The following is a 16,866-nucleotide window of genomic DNA, read 5'->3' as shown; positions in this document are numbered from 1 at the left end:
GGTCACCGGCACGCCATCGGAGCGCCACCACCACGACACGGTGGGGCCACGCGCCCTGCGTACGGTCCGGCGCATGTGCCGTGAGAACACCTGCGCCGATGGCGCCACCCCTTCCCGCCGTGCCGTCATCCTGGGTAGCGGCACCGCCGGGCTCACCGGTGTCCTGACGGGTCTGGGTGGCCCCGCCGGGGCCACGCCCGCCGACGCCGCAGAGGCCCCCGAGCCCGTGGCCGCCCGCCGGTCCAGGCCCCAGCCCGTGGGCGACCAGCAGTTCACCCTGGCCGTCATGCCGGACACGCAGTACCTGTTCGACGACGACTCGATCCACCCCGAGCCGCTCACCGCCTCGCTGCGCTACCTGCAGCGCGAGCGCCAGCGGCAGGGCATCGCCTTCCTGGCCCACCTGGGCGACCTCACCGAGAACGGCCTGCCCCACGAGGTGAACGCCTTCGACCGCGCCTGGAGGCGACTGCGCCACAGCGGCATCCCGTACTCGCTGCTGGCCGGCAACCACGACGTGGGCGGGGACACCACCGACGCTCGCGGCGCCACCCCCTACCTGGGCGCCTTCCGCCGCTCCACCCGCGAGCCCGGCGTGGTGGCCGTCAGCCCGGACGGCTACAGCACCGCCCACCGCTTCACCGCCGCCGGCCGCGACTGGATGGTGCTGGCCCTGGACTGGCGCCTCTCGGAGGCCGGCTTCGCCTGGGCCGATGCCGTGCTGCGCACCCACCGCCTGCCCACCGTCCTCACCACGCACGACCTCGTGCAGGCCGATGCGGGAGACGGCGTGGCCGCCCCGTCGGAGTACGGCCAGCAGCTGTGGGACCGCCTGGTGCGCCGCCACGACCACGTGTTCCTCACGCTCAACGGTCACTTCTGGCCGTCCGGTCGCACCACGATGGTCAACGACGCCGGCCACGAGGTGCACCTGCACCTGGCCAACTACCAGCAGCGCTACTACGGCGGAGCGGCCATGGTGCGGCTCTACCGCTTCGACCTGGCGCGCGGCGTCATCGACGTGGAGACCCTGGCGCCGTGGGTGACCGAGCGGGATCCCGGGCGGCGCAACGAGCTCATGGCCGAGGAGCTGGTGGTCACCGGCGATCTGGACCGCTTCACGGTGGAGATCGACTTCGACGCGCGCTTCGCGGATTTCGCGCCCGCCCCGGAGCTGCCCGGCCAGCCCGTCCGCGAGGCGTTGGTGCCCGGCACCGTGGCGTACTGGCGGTGGGAGGGGCGCGACGGGGACGTGCTGCGCCCCGGCCAGCGGGTGCGCGACCTCTCCGGCCACGGCAACCACCTCGAGGTGGTGTCCGCCGGCGCCCCGCTGTGGGTGGTGGCCGACCACCACCCGGAGCAGCCGGGACGCACCAGCATCGCGATGGGGGGAGCCGAGAAGGCGGTGGGCGACCACCTGCACACGGTGGCCGAGGCGCCGCTCAACGACGCCACTTTCGAGCGCGGGTACACGGTGGAGGTGTTCTTCCGCCTCCCCGCCGAGTGGACCGGCCGCGACGCCTGGACCGCCCTGCTGAGCCGCGAGGGCACGGCTGCCGAGGCCGGCAAGCACGGCGGCGACGCGGAGGAGCCGGTGGTGACGCTGAGCCTCTCGGGGGAGCGGCAGCTGCAGTGGGTGGCCTACCCCACCTCGCAGGACACGGGCCTGACGAACTGGGGCCACGAGCTGCACACGGACCGCTGGTGGCACGTGGCGGTGGTGAACGACGGCCGTCACACCACGATGTACGTGGAGGGCTGCCCCGTGGTGCGCAACCCGCTCACCCGCAACCGGGGCCTGGCCACGCTGGGGCGCCGGTGGCTGGTGGGTGCGTACACCTGGGACGGCGTGCTCGATGCGGTGACGCGCGCCCGGCTGGGTGACGTGCGCATCGTGGAGCGCGCGTTGCGGCCCGAGGAGTTCATGACGCGCACCTGAGGGCGGCAGGCGGGGCGGCCCGCCCGGTGCCCGTGGGCGTGACCTAACCTGTCGGCAGACTCCCCGGGGAAAGGTTGAGATGGCACCGCGAATCGTCCTGCGCACGGCATCGGCGGAGTTCACCGTCCCACCCTCACCGGAGGGCGCCGTCATCGGGCGCAGCATCGAGGCCGACGTGATGGTGCCGGACCTGGCCGTCTCCCGCCGGCACGCCCGCGTGGTGCTGTATGAGGGCGTCTGGTGGGTGCAGGACCTCGGCAGCACGGCCGGCACCTTCCTCGACGGGGCGCGGGTCGCGGACTCGGCGCCGGTGCACCCGGGGCAGCACATCGGGCTGGGCGAGGGGGGTCACACCGTGGCCGTGGAGGCCGCCGCCGAGCCCGCGCCGCAGCCCGAGCCGGAGCCGGAGCCTGCACCCGCCGAGCCCGCACCCGCCGAGCCCGCACCCGCCGAGCCGGCCCCGCCGGAGGCCACCCGCCTCCACCCCCTCGACGGCACCGGCCCCCTCCCGGGCGCACCGACTGCCACCATCACCACCCCCGACGACGCCACCGCCCGCACCGAGGGCAGCTGGCACCTGCAGCCCGGCCAGGTGCTCACCATCGGCCGCGAGCGCGACTGCGACATCCAGGTGGAGGACCTGCTCGTCAGCCGCCGCCACGTGCGTCTGGAGGCCCGGCCCGAGGGGTTCGCCGTCACCGACCTGGGCTCCAGCAACGGCACCTACCTGGAGGGCCAGCGCGTGGAGTCCGGCCTGCTCACCGAGGGGCAGCGCCTGGCCGTGGGCCACGCGACCTTCCGGGTGCGCGACGGCGCCCTGGTGATGGGCAGCGACCACGGCAACGTCTCCCTGACCGCCCACGGGCTCGGCGTGCGCCTCGGCTCGGGCAAGGTGCTGCTGCAGGGCGTGGACCTGGAGCTGCCGCGCTCGAGCCTGCTGGCCGTCATCGGCCCGTCGGGTGCGGGCAAGTCCACGCTGCTGGGCGCGCTCACCGGCTCCCGCCCGGCCACCGAGGGGGAGGTGCTCTACGACGGGCTGGACCTCTACGCCTCGTACGACCAGCTGCGCCACCGCATCGGGATCGTGCCGCAGGACGACATCGTGCACCGCCACCTCACCGTGCGTGCCGCCCTGGGCTATGCCGCCGAGCTGCGCTTCCCCGAGGACGTGGAGCCCGCCGCCCGGGCCGCCCGCGTGGCCGAGGTGATGGAGGCGCTCGCGCTGACGCCCCACGCGGGCACCCGCATCGACCGGCTCTCCGGTGGGCAGCGCAAGCGCGTCTCGGTGGCCATGGAGCTGCTCACCGAGCCCTCCCTGCTGTTCCTCGACGAGCCGACCTCGGGCCTCGACCCGGGCCTGGACAAGCGCCTCATGACCACCTTCCGCGAGCTGGCCGACGGCGGGCGCACGGTGGCGGTCATCACCCACTCGGTGGCCAACCTGGACCTGTGCGACCGGGTGCTGCTGCTGGCCCCCGGCGGACGCGTGGCCTACTTCGGCCCGCCGGCCGGGCTGCTGCCGCACTTCGGGGCGGACAACCACGCCGACGTCTTCGAGCAGGTCTCCGCCGACCCCGAGGGCGTGGAGGCCGCCTTCGCCCGCACCCGTCCGCCACAGCCGGCCCCGGCACGGCGCCCGGCGGGGGAGATCTCCGAGCCGGTGCGCCAGCAGTCGCCGATGCGGCAGTGGTCGGTGGTGGTCCGGCGCCAGCTGCGCGTCATGGCCGCCGACCCCGTGTACGTGGCCATGACCCTGGCGATGCCGGTGCTCGTGGGCCTGCTCTCCTGGCTCGTGCCGGGCGATGCGGGGTTCCGCGAGCCCAGCATGGAGGCCCGCCCCTCCTCCTCCCCGATGATGGTGCTGCTCATCGTGGCCGTGGGAGCGGCGTTCATGGGCGTGGCCGGCAGCATCCGCGACCTGGTGGCCGAGCGGCCGATCTTCAGCCGGGAGGCCGCGGTGGGCCTGCGCCCGTTGGCCTACATGGCGGCCAAGGTGTCGTTGCTCTCGGTGGTGGCGGTGCTGCAGGCCGGCATCCTCGTGGCCGTGACGCTGGCCCACACGGGGCGCCCGGAGTTCTCGCACTTCGGCCTGTCGTGGTGGGAGCTCACCCTGGCCATGGGCCTGTGCGCCGCGGCGTGCGTGGCGGTGGGGCTGTGCGTCTCGGCGGTGCTGCGCACGCTGGACCAGGTGATGCCCACCCTGGTGGTGGCGATGATGGTGATGCTCGTGCTCAGCGGCGGCCTGTTCCCGGTGGTGGACCGGGCCGGGCTGGAGCAGGCGGCGTGGCTCTCGCCCACCCGGTGGGGCTACGCGATGGCGGCCTCCTCGGTGGACCTGCAGACCCTGACCGCGCGCCGCAGCACCCAGGACCCGCTGTGGGACCACGAGCTGCCGGTGTACCTGCTCAGCGCGCTGGTGCTGTTGCTGCTGCACGCGGTGGCCTCGGTGATGGCCTGGCTGCTGGTGGAGCGCTCGACCCGCCGCTGAGGGCCCGGCGGGACCCGGTAGGGCGGCGGGGCGGCCTCAGAGGTCGCGCTGCCACCACCCCACGTCGTGCGGCTCGCCGAACTTCCACCCCACGCGCCGGAAGGTGCCCACGTGCTCGAAGCCGAGGTGCTCGTGCAGGGCCACGCTGGCGGCGTTGGGCAGGGTGATGCCGGCGACGGCCAGTCGCAGCCCGCGGCCGGCCAGGTCGGTGAGCAGCCGCTCGCAGAGCAGGCGGCCGAGGCCCCGGCCGCGCGCGGCCTCGGCCAGGTAGACGCTCACCTCCGCGGTGGTGTCGTACGCGGCGCGCACCCGGTGGCGCCCGCCATAGGCGTAGCCGAGCACCTCGCCGCCCTCCTCGGCCACCAGCCAGGTGTGGTGCCGCAGCGCCCCCTCGATGCGGCGGGCCATCTCCGCGGCGTCGGGGGCCTCCAGCTCGAAGGTGATGGCGGTGTCGCGGACGGACGGGGCGTAGATGGCGGCGCAAGCGGCGGCATCGGCCGGGGTGGCCACGCGCAGGCGGGGTGCGGGGGAGGGCATACGGCATGGTGGCACACGGCCGGATCGGCCATGGGCTCCCCGGAGGGCGTCATGCACGGCCAGCTGGAGACCGATGGCGGCTACGTGCTCATGGCGGCCGACGGCACCCGCCCCGAGGACGAGGTGGTGCGCGGCGGCATGAACCTGGTGCTGTGGGGCTCCGACGAGGCCACCCTGCGCCGCCAGTTCGACGGCCTGGCCGAGGAGGCGCGGTGAACATGCCCATGGAGCAGCAGATGTGGGGCGACGTCCACGGCGACCTCACGGACACGTCCGGCATCAACTGGGGCGTGAACGTCGGCAGCTCTGAGCCGACCGTCTGAGCCGCGCGGAGCCGCCGCCGGGCTCATGGGGCGGCGTCCCGGGACGGCCGGGGACCCGGCCCCACCCGTCCCCGTCGGCCGCCTCGTCCGCCTGCGCCAGGGCGCTCTCCGCACGCGAAGTTGCCGTGCGCACGCGAAAGGTGCTCTCCGCGCGGGAAACAAGCCGTGTGGGGAGCACCTTTCCCGTGCGCGGTGACCTTTCCCGTGCGCCGGCCCGCCCCGACGCGCGGCGGGAGCCGACCACCTGAGCCGCACTGGCCGCCCTGCCCACCCCGCCCGCCTACGCTGGCGCCATGACCACCCCCGATGCCGTGACCGCCGCCCGCGAGGCGCGCGCCCGTTACCGCGCCGGCGAGGTGCGCCCCACCAGTGGCGTGGCCCCGGGCGTCACCCAGGCCAACCTCGTGGTGCTGCCGGCCGACTGGGCCTTCGACATGCTGCTGCTGGCCCACCGCAACCCGGCCCCGATGCCGCTCCTGGACGTCACCGACCCCGGCGACCCCACCACCTCGTGGGCCCGGGGCGCGGACCTGCGCACCGACCTGCCGGCCTACCGCATCTGGCGCGACGGGCAGGTCACCGACGAGGTGCCCGACGCCACCGCCCACTGGCGCGACGACGCGGTGGCCTTCCTCTTCGGGTGCTCGTTCGGCTTCGAGGCGGCGCTGCAGTCCGCGGGGGTGCCGGTGCGGAACATCGACCAGGGGCGGAACGTGGCCATGTACCTCACCGACCGCCAGCTCACCCCGGCCGGCCGACTGCACGGCGAGCTCGTGGTCTCGATGCGGCCGATGCCGCTGCCGCTGGTGCCCACGGCCAGCACCACCAGCGCGAACGTTCCCCTGGCCCACGGCGCCCCGGTGCACGCCGGCGACCCGGCCGCCCTCGGCATCGCCGACCTGGCCCGCCCCGACTTCGGCGACCCCACCGACCTGGAGCCCGACGACGTGCCGGTCTTCTGGGCGTGCGGCGTCACCCCGCAGGCGGTGATCGAGGCCTCCCGCCCGCCGTGGGCGATCACGCACGCGCCGGGACACATGTTCGTTACCGACGTGCTCGACGGGCGCCGCTGAGCCCTCACGCGAACGGGCCGGGCAGGGAGTCCCCGCCCGGCCCGCCGCGTGCGGGGACGCCTCAGCCGAACACGGCCCGCAGCATCAGCACACCCCCGGCACCCACCACGGCCGCGGCCGGCACGGTGATGACCCACGCCAGGGCGATCGGCTTCATGAGGTTCCAGTTGGCCGCCCGGTTCACCAGACCCACGCCCAGCACGGCGCCGATGAGGATGTGCGTGGACGACACCGGCAGCCCCAGCAGCGAGGCGGTCATGACCACACCGGCGGCCGAGAGCTCGGCGGCGAACCCGCTGGCCGGGTGCATCTGCGTGAGGCCCGAGCCCACGGTGGTGATGACCTTGCGGCCGATGAACCACAGACCGGCCACCAGGGCCACGCCCGAGGCGAGCATCAGCGGGGCGGGCACGGCGGCCTCCTCGCCGATCTGCTCGGTCTTGAGCACGTCGAACACCGCCGCGAACGGTCCCACGGCGTTGGCGATGTCGTTGGAGCCGTGGCTGAAGGCGAACGCGCAGGCGGTGAACACCTGCATCCAGCTGAAGAGCACGAAGGTGGAACGGGCCAGCGACTGCTGCTTGAGGTTCTTGGCGAAGATGAACACGGCCACCCACACCGCCGCGCCCACCATGGCCAGCACGATGAGGTTGTCGGCCACCCCGTCGGTGAGGTGCAGGTTCTTGAGCCCCTTGAACAGCAGCATCGCGGTGATGACGATGGCGCCGAAGGCCGCCAGCAGCGGCACCCAGGTCTCCAGGGCCTTGTGGGCGGCCACGTCGTCGCGCTGGTCCTGGATGCGGTAGAGCTCCCGGTAGTAGTCGGTCTCCAGCTCGTCGCGGTCGAAGTCGCCGTCGGCGCTCACCACCACGGCGTCGCGGGCCATGGCGTTGGTGTACGAGATCTGCTGCAGCTCGCTGAGGCGCTCGAAGGCCTCCTTGTGGCGGGCGCGGTGCTCGATGCGCTCGGTCTTGATGCGGCGCAGGCGCTCGTCGGCGGCCTCGTTGTACTGCAGGATGCCCCGCTTGATGAGGCCGAACAGCAGGTAGGCGATGACGCCGCCCAGCAGCGGGGAGAGGAACCAGGAGATGACGATCTGGCCGATCTCGCCCCACTGCACCATCTCCCAGCCGCCCTCGCCGGTGACCAGGCCGAGGGTGACCGCCGCGCCGACGATGCCGCCGACGATGGAGTGCGTGGTGGAGACCGGCCAGCCCATCTGGGTGGCCACGAGCAGCCACACGGCCGCCCCGAGGAGCGCCGACATCATGATGAAGGCGAAGTCCATGGGCGCCAGGGCCATGCCGTCCAGGTCCACGATGCCGGAGCGCACCGTCTCGGTGACCTCACCACCGGCCAGGACCGCGCCGCCCACCTCGAACACGGCGGCCACCATGAGGGCCTGCTTCATGCTCAGCGTGCCGGCACCCACCGAGGTGCCGAACGAGTTGGCCACGTCGTTGCCGCCGATGTTGAAGGCCATGAACAGGCCGAAGAGGATCGTCACCACGAGCACCGCGTGGTGGGAGTCGATCTGCCCGGTGGCCCAGCTGGTGAAGGTGATGAGCGTGCCCACCAGCATCACGGCGAACAGCAGGTGCCACCAGAGGTCGCGGCCGCCGTCGCCGTGGCGGCCGGCGTCGGTGGTGGGTGGGGACTCGGGTGCGGCGGTGGCCACGGGAACTCCTGTGCGACGGGAGGGGACAAGACGTGGGCACAGCGTGCCCCACCTCGGCGACGCGCGGGTTTCCTGTGGGTGAACAGGGGGAGGCCGACAGCACCGGGAGGTGAGGGCCCGGCGGGGAACCACCCCGTCTGTGCGGTGGGTGGCCGGTGTCGGCCGTCAACAACGCGTCAAGAGGGCATCAGGCCCACGTCAACGCCCCGCACCACCCCGGTGTCCGCGAGGTCCGATGGGGGACATGTTCGAAGATCTCATCGCGCTGGGTGCCGGGATCGCGACCCTGGCCTACATCGTCCACATGTTCGTGACGGACCGTTACTGAGGTGGTGCCGTGAACATCCTCGTGCACTCCCTGCTGGGGCTGGCCGTCGTCGCCGCCCTCCTCGTCGTTCCCGCCCACCTGCTCGGTGGCTGGCTCCACCGGGTCCTCACCGACGAGCACGACTGGGCCGTCGAACGCCTCACCTACCGACTGGTGGGCGTCGACCCCCGCGCCGAGCAGCCGTGGCGGGCCTACCTGGCCGCGGTGCTCGCCTTCGCGGTCGCGTCCGTGCTGCTCCTCTGGGGACTCATCCTGGTGCAGGGCCACCTGCCCTACGGGCTGGGCCGCTCCATGGACTGGCACACCGCCCTCAACACGGCCGTCAGCTTCACCACCAACACCAACTGGCAGTCGTACTCCGGTGAGGACGGAGCGGGCTACCTGGTGCAGGCGGCGGGCCTGACGGTGCAGAACTTCGTCTCGGCCGCCACCGGCATCGCCGTGGCGGGTGCACTGCTGCGTGCCCTGGCCCGCAGCGGTGCGGACACCGTGGGCAACTTCTGGGTGGATCTCACCCGCACCGTCTTCCGTGTGCTGCTGCCGGTGGCCACCCTGGGTGCGCTGCTCCTGCTGCTCGGCGGTGTGGTCCAGACCCTGCAGGCACCCTCCGAGGTGACCACCCTTTCCGGGGGCACGCAGGTGCTCCAGGGCGGACTGGTGGCCTCGCAGGAGGCCATCAAGGAGGTCGGCACCAACGGCGGTGGCTTCTTCAACGCCAACTCGGCACACCCCCTGGAGAACCCCACCCCGTGGACCAACGTGCTGGAGATCTGCCTCATCCTGGTCATCCCGTTCGCCCTGACCCGCACCTTCGGCCTGATGGTGGGTGACGCCCGTCACGGTGCCCTGCTGGCCACCGTGATGGGGGCCCTGCTCACCTGCTCGGTGGTGGTCATCGGCTGGGCCGAGATGGTCTCCGCCCGGGGGACGGCCGGCGGCATGGAGGGCAAGGAGGTGCGCTTCGGCGTGCCGTGGTCGGTGGTCTTCGGAGCTGCCACCACCGGAACCTCCACCGGTGCGGTCAACTCGATGCACGATTCCTACAGCGCCGTCGGTGGCGGCATGTTGATGCTCAACATGCTGCTCGGCGAGCTGTCGCCCGGCGGTGTGGGATCGGGCCTGTACGGCATGCTCGTGATGCTGGTGGTGGCGGTCTTCCTCTCTGGCCTGATGGTGGGACGCACCCCGGAGCTGCTCGGCAAGTCCATCGGGCAGAAGGAGATCACCTGGGCCGCTCTCAGCGTGCTCGTGGTGCCCACCCTGGTGCTCGGGTGCTCCGCCGTGGCGGTGCTCGTGCCCGGCACCGGGGCGGCGCTGAACAACTCCGGACCGCACGGTCTCAGCGAGGTGCTCTACGCCTATGCCTCGGCAGCCAACAACAACGGGTCCGCGTTCGCGGGCCTGACGGCCTCCGACGAGTGGTTCACACTCAGCCTGGCCTTCTGCATGCTGCTGGGTCGCTTCGCGACCATCGCCGTGGTGCTGGGACTGGCAGGGGCCCTGGCCGCCCGCACCCGCCGCCCGGCCACGCGCGGCACCCTCCCGACGGCCACGCCCACCTTCGCGGTGCTGCTGCTCGCCGTCACCCTCCTGGTCGCCGGCCTCACCTACCTGCCGGCGCTCGCCCTCGGACCCATCGGAGAGGCCCTCTCATGAGCACCACCCCGTCCAGCTCGTCCCTGTCCCGCACCGCCCTCGACGCGCTGCCCCAGGCGTTCCGCAAGCTCGACCCGCGCCACGTCATCGACCAGCCGGTGCTGTTCGTCGTGCTCATCGGCTCGGGTCTGACCACCCTGTACACGGTGCTGGACCCCACCGTGTTCAGCATCGGCACCACGCTGTGGCTCTGGGCCACCCTGCTCTTCGCCAACCTGGCCGAGGCCGTGGCCGAGGGTCGTGGACGTGCCCAGGCCGACTCCCTGCGCGCCGCCCAGACCGACCGCACGGCCCTGCGCCTGCTGCCTGACGGCAGCACCGAGGAGGTGCCCGCCCAACAGGTGGGTGTGGGCGACCTCGTGGTGGTGACCGCCGGGCAGGTCATCCCCTGCGACGGTGACGTCCACGAGGGGGTGGCTACCGTGGACGAGTCGGCCATCACCGGTGAGTCGGCCCCGGTGATCCGCGAGTCCGGTGGGGACCGCTGCGCGGTGACCGGCGGCACGACGGTGGTCTCCGACGGCATCGTGGTGCGCGTGACGAGCGCGCCCGGCGCCGGCTTCATCGACCGGATGATCTCCCTGGTGGAGGGGGCCGACCGTCAGCGCACCCCCAACGAGAAGGCCCTCTCGGTGCTGCTGGTGGTGCTCACCATCCTGTTCCTGCTGACGGTCATGGCCCTGCAACCCCTGGCCGTGCACAGCGGGAGCCGGGTGGAGCCGGTGATGCTCGTGGCCCTGCTGGTGTGCCTCATCCCCACCACCATCGGGGCGCTGCTCTCGGCCATCGGCATCGCCGGCATGGACCGCCTCGTGCAGCGCCGCGTGGTGGCGACCTCCGGCCGGGCCGTGGAGGCCGCCGGTGACGTGGACACGCTGCTGCTGGACAAGACCGGCACCGTCACCCACGGCAACCGCCGGGCCGATGCCGTGCACCCCGCAGCCGGTGTGGAGGAGGCCGAGGCCGTCGCAGCGGCCCGCACCTCCTCGCTCTGGGACGAGACGCCGGAGGGGCGGTCCATCGTGGAGTGGGCCGCCGACCGCGCCGCCCCCGGGAGCGCACGTCCGACCGTGGAGGAGCTGGCCGCCGCCGGTGCCGAACCGGTGCCGTTCACCGCCCAGACCCGCATGAGCGGCGTGGACCTGCCCGACGGGACCCGCCTGCGCAAGGGGGCCGCCAGCGCCGTGGGCGCCTGGGTGCGGGAGGCCGGTGGCACCGTGGGCGACGCCCTGGGGGCGATCGTGGACGAGGTCTCCCAGCAGGGTTCGACCCCGCTGGTGGTGGCCGAGCAGCGTCCCGGCCGCCCGGCCCGCGTGCTGGGTGTGGTGGCGCTCAAGGACGTGGTCAAGGACGGCATGCGCGAGCGCTTCGAGGAGCTGCGCGCCATGGGCATCCGCACCGTCATGGTCACCGGTGACAACGTGCTCACCGCCCGCGCCATCGCCGCCGAGGCCGGTGTGGACGACGTGCTGGCCGAGGCCACGCCGGAGGACAAGATGCGCCTCATCCGGGCCGAGCAGTCCGGCGGCCGGCTGGTGGCGATGGCGGGTGACGGCACCAACGACGCCCCCGCCCTGGCCCAGGCCGACGTGGGAGTGGCCATGAACACCGGCACCCAGGCCGCCAAGGAGGCGGCCAACATGGTGGACCTCGACTCGGACCCCACCAAGCTGATCGACGTGGTGCGCGTGGGCAAGGAGCTGCTGGTGACCCGCGGGGCCCTGACCACCTTCTCGGTGGCCAACGACGTGGCCAAGTACTTCGCCGTCATCCCCGCCCTGTTCGCCGGCGTCCTGCCGGGGCTCGGGCGCCTGGACGTGATGCACCTGGCCAGCCCCCAGTCGGCCATGCTCTCGGCGGTGGTGTTCAACGCCCTGATCATCGTGGCGCTCATTCCGCTGGCCATGCGGGGCGTCCACGCCCGGGCCGCGTCCGCCGGTGCACTGCTGCGCCGCAACCTCCTGGTCTACGGCGTCGGTGGCCTGGTGGCCCCCTTCGTCGGGATCAAGCTGATCGACCTGGTCGTCTCCCAGATTCCCGGAATGGTGTGATGAACGTGAACTCCTCCCTGACCCGTCCCCTGCTCGCCGCCGTGCGGATGCTGCTGGTCATGACCGTGGTGCTCGGCGTGCTCTACCCGGCCGCCGTGCTGCTGGCCGGACGTGCCCTGCCGGCCCGGGCCGACGGCTCGGTGGTGCACCACGACGGCCGTGCCGTGGGCTCGGCGCTGTTCTCGCAGGAGACCACCGACCCGCGGTGGTTCCACCCCCGCCCCTCGGCCACCGACCACGACGGTGCCTCCAGCGGCGGCAGCAACCTGGGCACCCGCGAGCCCGCCCAGCTGGAGGTCGTCCGGGAGCGCCTGGCCGCCGTGAGGCAGGAGAACCCCGATGCCGCTGGGCCGGTCCCGCCCGACGCGGTCACCGCATCGGGGTCCGGGCTGGACCCCCACATCAGCCCCGAGTACGCCGAGTACCAGCTGCCGCGCGTGGCCGCCGCCAACGACCTCCCCGTCGAGCAGGTGCGTGCGCTGGTGGAGGAGCACACCGACGGCCCCTCGCTGGGGTTCGTCGGGGCGCCCCGGGTGAACGTCCTGCTGCTCAACCTGGCCCTGGCCGACGCCGTCGGGACGGACCGGTGACAATCACGCCATGAGCCAGGGACGACTCCGCATCCGACTCGGCGCCGCCCCCGGCGTGGGCAAGACCTGCGCGATGCTGGACGAGGGGCACGCCCTCGCGGCCGACGGGGTGGACGTGGTCATCGGGTACCTCGAGGACCACGACCGCCCCGCCACCCGGCGGCGCGCCGAGGGGCTGGAGGTGGTGCCCCGCCGCCGCACCGTGCACCGCGGGGTGGCCGTGGAGGAGATGGACCTGCAGGCCGTGCTGGACCGTCGACCCGAGGTGGCGCTGGTGGACGAGCTGGCTCACACCAACGCGCCCGGCTCGGAGAACGCCAAGCGCTGGCAGGACGTGCGCGCCCTGCTGGAGGCCGGCGTCGACGTGATCTCCACGGTGAACATCCAGCATCTGGAGTCGCTCAACGACACGGTCACCGCCATCACCGGGGTGGTGCAGCGCGAGACCGTTCCCGACGCCCAGGTGCGCGCCGCCGACCGGGTGGAGCTCGTGGACCTCTCGCCGGAGGCCCTGCGGGCACGTCTCACCGACGGTCTGGTCTACCGGCCCGAGCGGGTGGACTCCGCGCTGCAGAACTACTTCCGGCCCGGGAACCTGGCCGCCCTGCGCGAGCTGGCCCTGCTGTGGCTCGCCGACCGGGTCAACGAGGGCCTGGCCGCCTACCGGATCGAGCACGGCATCGACGGCACCTGGCCCACCCGCGATCGGGTGGTGGTGGCCGTCTCGGGGGGACGCGAGGGCAGCACGCTGCTGCGTCGCGGCGCCCGCATCGCCGGGCGGTCGGCCGGAGGGGCCTTCCACGCCGTGCACGTGGCCCCCATGGACGGACTCACCGTCTCCTCGCCGGGCGCGGTGGCCGGGCTGCGACAGCTCACCGAGGAGCTCGGAGGCACCTTCCACACCGTCACCGGGCGCGACCCGGCCGAGGGCGTGCTGGAGTTCGCCCGCGGCGTGAACGCCGCCCAGGTGGTGGTGGGGTCCAGCCGGCGGCCGTGGTGGCGCCGTGCCGTGGACGCCGGCACGAGCGAGAAGATCATCCGGGACTCCGGTGAGATCGACGTGCACGTGGTGACCCATGCGTTGGCCGGCCGCGGTGGGCTCTCCCGCCCGGTGGCGGACCTCCCGGCCGAGCAGGTGCGCTGGGGATGGGTGCTGGCGGTGCTGCTGCCGCTGCTGCTCACGCCGCCGATGACCTTGCTGCCCTCCGGCGGGGCGCTGCCCCTCATCGTGCAGGTCTACCTCCTGGTGACCGTGGTGGTGGCCCTGGCCGGCGGACTCTGGCCGGCCGTGGCCTCGGCGGTGATCTGCTCGGCCCTGCTCAACTGGTACTTCACCCCGCCGGTGCACGAGTGGACCATCTCCGACCCGCAGAACGTGGCCGCCATCGTGGTGTACGTGCTCATCGCGGGGCTCGTGGCAGGGGTGGTCCATGCGCGGGCGAGGCGGGCCCAGGCAGCCGTGCGGGCCCAGCAGGTCTCGCACTCGTTGGCGGCCCTGGCGCCCACCGTGCTGGGCAGTGCCGACCCGATGGGGACCCTCCTGCGCCAGGCCGTGGAGCTGCTGGGCCTGCGCCGGGTGTCCCTGGTGCGCCTCGAGGAGGGGAGCCCGCCGGTGGTCGAGGCGTCGGCGGACGCCACGGACGGACCTGCCGACACCGCATCGGAGCCGCCAGCAGGCACTGCGGAGGGTGCCGAGACCCTGCGGGAACCGGTGGGGGACGGCCACCAGCTGGTGCTGGTCACCGACCGACCGCTGGAGGCCATGCAGCGGCGCGTGGTTTCCGCCCTGGCCGTGCACGCCGAGGCCGTGGTGCAGCGCCGCGCCCTGGAGGCGGAGGCGCGTACCGCCGACGAGCTGGCCCGCGACAACCGGGCCCGCCGGGCGCTGCTCTCGGCCGTCTCCCACGACCTGCGGACCCCGCTGGCCGCCATCAAGGCGTCCATCGGGTCGTTGCGCAGCACCGAGGTCGACTTCGCTCCGGAGGATCGCGAGGAGCTGCAGGAGATCATCGAGCACTCCTCGGACCGCCTCGAGGCCCTGGTGGACAACCTGCTGGACATGTCGCGCCTGCAGTTCGGGGCCGTGGTGGCCACACTGCGTCCTGTGGACTTGGCCGAGACGGTGCACAGCGCCCTGGAGGGGGAGGAGGGTGCCACCGCGGTCGAGTGCGACTTCGACCCCGCCGCCCGGGTGGTGCTGGCCGACCCCGGTCTGTTGGAAAGGGTGCTGGGCAACCTGCTGGAGAACGCCCTGCGCCACCAGCCCGCCGGGGAACCGGTGCGGCTTCGCTCCCGCCGGGTGGAGGGAGACGACGCGGATCCCTCGGGCGCCTCCGTGGTGCTCGAGCTGGCGGACACCGGGGTGGGCGTGGCCGCCGACCAGCGGGCGCGCATGTTCGAGCCGTTCCAACGGTTGGGTGACGTGCCGGCCGGCAACGGCGTGGGGCTGGGTCTGGCGGTGGCCAGGGGCCTGGTCACGGAGATGGGTGGCACCCTGGAGGCCGCGCCCACTCCCGGCGGCGGGCTGACGATGCTGGTGACCCTGCCCGCACCGGATCCCGGGGTCGACCACTCGTCACCGGGCGCGCCCTGCGCCGTGGCCGGTGTGTCCCCTGCTGCCGAGGTCCCCGAGGAGGGCGACGCATGACCCCCCGCATCCTGGTGGTGGACGACGAGGACGCCATCCGCCGCACCCTGCGCATCAACCTCCGTGCCCGCGGTTACGAGGTGGAGGCCGTGGGCTGTGGCCGTGACGCGCTGGACTCCGTGGAGCAGGACGCACCCGACCTGGTGGTGCTCGACCTGGGACTGCCGGACATCGACGGTGTGGAGGTGCTGCGGAGGATCCGCCGCACGAGCCGGGTGCCGGTGGTGGTGCTCTCGGCCCGGCGGGCCTCCGACGACAAGGTCGAGGCGCTGGACGAGGGCGCCGACGACTTCGTGACGAAGCCGTTCGGCTCCGATGAGTTCATGGCCCGGGTACGGGCTGCCCTACGCCGCGGAGAGTCGGTGACCAACGGGGCCACGCCGCCCTTCGTGACCGCCCACTTCGTGCTCGACTTCGCCACGGCATCGTGCGAGGTGGCCGGCCAGCCGGTGCACCTGACCCCAACCGAGTGGCGCTTCCTGGAGGAGCTCGCCCGCCACGACGGGCGTCTCGTGCCCCATGCGGACCTGCTGCGGTCCGTGTGGGGACCGGGCTACGGGCGCGAGTCCAACTACCTGCGCGTCTACGCCAACCAGGTGCGCCGCAAGCTGGAGCCGGACCCCACCGCACCGCGCCACCTGCTCACCGAACCCGGGATGGGCTACCGCCTGGTCCGGTGAGGGGTGTCGGTGGGAGCGGGCCACGTCGTACGGCACGCGACGACCGGGCCCTGTGGACGGCTGCGACGCACCGCTGGTGCGGTGGTGTGTACTGGGGCGCCGTCGCACGAGGAGAACCATGAGCACGCCGCCGACCCTCGGGGCACCCGACTGGGAGAGCCGCACCACCGACCCCCAGCGCATCCAGACCGGCCCCGTGGACGGGAGCCACCCGATGGCGGACGCCGCCCCGTCCGCGCCGCGGTCCTCCGGTGGGCGCGGCTCGTCCGGTGGGCCGGACCGCACGACCCTCGGCTGCCTGCTGGGTGGCGGACTGCTGGCCCTGCTGCTGGTGGTGGCCGGCTTCTGGCTGTTCGGAGGCCTGGACGAGGACCGGCCGCAGGAGACCGACCCCACGGGCGGCCCCGCGATGCCGTCGGCCCCGGCCGTGCCGAGCGTGGCCCTGCCGTCGGTGCCCACGGGCCCGGCCGCCGAGTCGCCGGAGGCGGTCGGCTTCGGGGAGGGTGCGACCGTGCACGGGGTGGAGGTGGTGGTGGGCGAGCCGCAGTCGTTCACCCCGAGCGAGACCGCCGCCGGCTTCTCGCCGGACGCGCATCCGGTGGTGCAGGAGGTGACGGTCACCAACCACGGGGAGAAGCCCTTCGAGGTCTCGTTCCTGACCTTCCGGGCCACCGCCGGCGGCGAGGACGTGCGTCGCGGGTTCGACTTCGGCCAGGACCTCGGCCAGCCGTCGGGCGCGGTGGAGCCCGGCGGGTCCACCACCTTCCGCATAGGCTGGTCGGTGGAGGACACCGAGGACCTGACGGTCACCGGCTCGGTGGTGACCCCCGACGGGGGCCGCGGCACCTCCACCTGGGAGAGGTGACCGTCCCACCC

Annotated in this window: 12 protein-coding genes; 10 read left to right on the top strand and 2 right to left on the bottom strand. The window is 73.4% G+C overall.

Going from position 1 to position 16,866, the window contains the following annotated elements:
- Positions 1-73: 73 nt before the first annotated feature.
- Positions 74-1,939, top strand: a complete 1,866-nt coding sequence (locus ACFFHC_RS08965) for a LamG-like jellyroll fold domain-containing protein (protein WP_070704933.1) — start codon at positions 74-76, stop codon at positions 1,937-1,939.
- 79 nt (positions 1,940-2,018) lie between these two features.
- Entirely contained in the window at positions 2,019-4,427 is a 2,409-nt protein-coding gene (locus tag ACFFHC_RS08960) for an FHA domain-containing protein (RefSeq protein WP_379804766.1), read from the top strand.
- A 36-nt stretch (positions 4,428-4,463) separates the two neighbouring features.
- Here the strand turns inward: ACFFHC_RS08960 and ACFFHC_RS08955 are convergent, their stop codons facing one another.
- A complete protein-coding gene (locus ACFFHC_RS08955; RefSeq protein WP_070704314.1) occupies positions 4,464-4,964 on the bottom strand; it encodes a GNAT family N-acetyltransferase in 501 nt (166 codons plus the stop codon).
- Between the two features lie 30 nt (positions 4,965-4,994).
- Here ACFFHC_RS08955 and ACFFHC_RS08950 point away from each other — a divergent pair, with 30 nt between their 5' ends.
- Both ACFFHC_RS08950 and ACFFHC_RS08945 read left to right on the top strand, forming a co-directional pair.
- Entirely contained in the window at positions 4,995-5,180 is a 186-nt protein-coding gene (locus ACFFHC_RS08950; protein WP_070704317.1) for a VOC family protein, read from the top strand.
- 400 nt (positions 5,181-5,580) lie between these two features.
- A complete protein-coding gene (locus ACFFHC_RS08945) occupies positions 5,581-6,360 on the top strand; it encodes a putative hydro-lyase (protein WP_070704320.1) in 780 nt (259 codons plus the stop codon).
- A gap of 61 nt (positions 6,361-6,421) precedes the next feature.
- Here the strand turns inward: ACFFHC_RS08945 and ACFFHC_RS08940 are convergent, their stop codons facing one another.
- Positions 6,422-8,038, bottom strand: coding sequence for an inorganic phosphate transporter (locus ACFFHC_RS08940; protein WP_141494600.1), 1,617 nt, complete (start codon positions 8,036-8,038; stop codon positions 6,422-6,424).
- A 337-nt stretch (positions 8,039-8,375) separates the two neighbouring features.
- Between ACFFHC_RS08940 and kdpA the strand changes: the two genes are divergently transcribed.
- The 6 genes from kdpA to ACFFHC_RS08910 all read left to right on the top strand — a co-directional run bounded on the left by kdpA (position 8,376) and on the right by ACFFHC_RS08910 (position 16,855).
- Positions 8,376-10,022, top strand: a complete 1,647-nt coding sequence (gene kdpA / locus ACFFHC_RS08935; protein WP_070704326.1) for a potassium-transporting ATPase subunit KdpA — start codon at positions 8,376-8,378, stop codon at positions 10,020-10,022.
- Positions 10,019-12,073 (top strand): potassium-transporting ATPase subunit KdpB, encoded by a 2,055-nt coding sequence (kdpB, locus tag ACFFHC_RS08930; RefSeq protein ID WP_070704328.1) that lies wholly within the window; start codon positions 10,019-10,021, stop codon positions 12,071-12,073. The genes kdpA and kdpB overlap by 4 nt, the downstream gene beginning before the upstream one ends.
- Positions 12,073-12,663 (top strand): potassium-transporting ATPase subunit KdpC, encoded by a 591-nt coding sequence (gene kdpC / locus ACFFHC_RS08925; RefSeq protein ID WP_070704331.1) that lies wholly within the window; start codon positions 12,073-12,075, stop codon positions 12,661-12,663. Before kdpB ends, kdpC begins: the two co-directional genes overlap by 1 nt.
- 10 nt (positions 12,664-12,673) lie before the next feature.
- Positions 12,674-15,310, top strand: coding sequence for an ATP-binding protein (locus tag ACFFHC_RS08920; protein WP_379804755.1), 2,637 nt, complete (start codon positions 12,674-12,676; stop codon positions 15,308-15,310).
- Positions 15,307-15,990, top strand: a complete 684-nt coding sequence (locus ACFFHC_RS08915) for a response regulator transcription factor (protein ID WP_379804751.1) — start codon at positions 15,307-15,309, stop codon at positions 15,988-15,990. The genes ACFFHC_RS08920 and ACFFHC_RS08915 overlap by 4 nt, the downstream gene beginning before the upstream one ends.
- A gap of 118 nt (positions 15,991-16,108) precedes the next feature.
- Positions 16,109-16,855, top strand: a complete 747-nt coding sequence (locus tag ACFFHC_RS08910) for a hypothetical protein (RefSeq protein WP_379804748.1) — start codon at positions 16,109-16,111, stop codon at positions 16,853-16,855.
- Positions 16,856-16,866 lie beyond the last annotated feature (11 nt).

It is taken from the genome of Kytococcus schroeteri (assembly GCF_042433515.1).
GTDB classification, from domain to species: domain Bacteria; phylum Actinomycetota; class Actinomycetes; order Actinomycetales; family Dermatophilaceae; genus Kytococcus; species Kytococcus schroeteri.
This window is presented reverse-complemented; position numbering and strand designations above follow the sequence as displayed.

Bases quoted from the DNA above. Each gene is read 5' to 3' on its own strand.
- ACFFHC_RS08920 (WP_379804755.1), top strand. From the start codon at position 12,674: ATGAGCCAGGGACGACTCCGCATCCGACTCGGCGCCGCCCCCGGCGTG.
- ACFFHC_RS08950 (WP_070704317.1), top strand. From the start codon at position 4,995: ATGGGCTCCCCGGAGGGCGTCATGCACGGCCAGCTGGAGACCGATGGC.
- ACFFHC_RS08945 (WP_070704320.1), top strand. From the start codon at position 5,581: ATGACCACCCCCGATGCCGTGACCGCCGCCCGCGAGGCGCGCGCCCGT.
- ACFFHC_RS08960 (WP_379804766.1), top strand. From the start codon at position 2,019: ATGGCACCGCGAATCGTCCTGCGCACGGCATCGGCGGAGTTCACCGTC.
- ACFFHC_RS08915 (WP_379804751.1), top strand. From the start codon at position 15,307: ATGACCCCCCGCATCCTGGTGGTGGACGACGAGGACGCCATCCGCCGC.
- ACFFHC_RS08910 (WP_379804748.1), top strand. From the start codon at position 16,109: ATGAGCACGCCGCCGACCCTCGGGGCACCCGACTGGGAGAGCCGCACC.
- kdpB (WP_070704328.1), top strand. From the start codon at position 10,019: ATGAGCACCACCCCGTCCAGCTCGTCCCTGTCCCGCACCGCCCTCGAC.
- ACFFHC_RS08955 (WP_070704314.1), bottom strand. From the start codon at position 4,964: ATGCCCTCCCCCGCACCCCGCCTGCGCGTGGCCACCCCGGCCGATGCC.
- ACFFHC_RS08965 (WP_070704933.1), top strand. From the start codon at position 74: ATGTGCCGTGAGAACACCTGCGCCGATGGCGCCACCCCTTCCCGCCGT.
- kdpC (WP_070704331.1), top strand. From the start codon at position 12,073: ATGAACGTGAACTCCTCCCTGACCCGTCCCCTGCTCGCCGCCGTGCGG.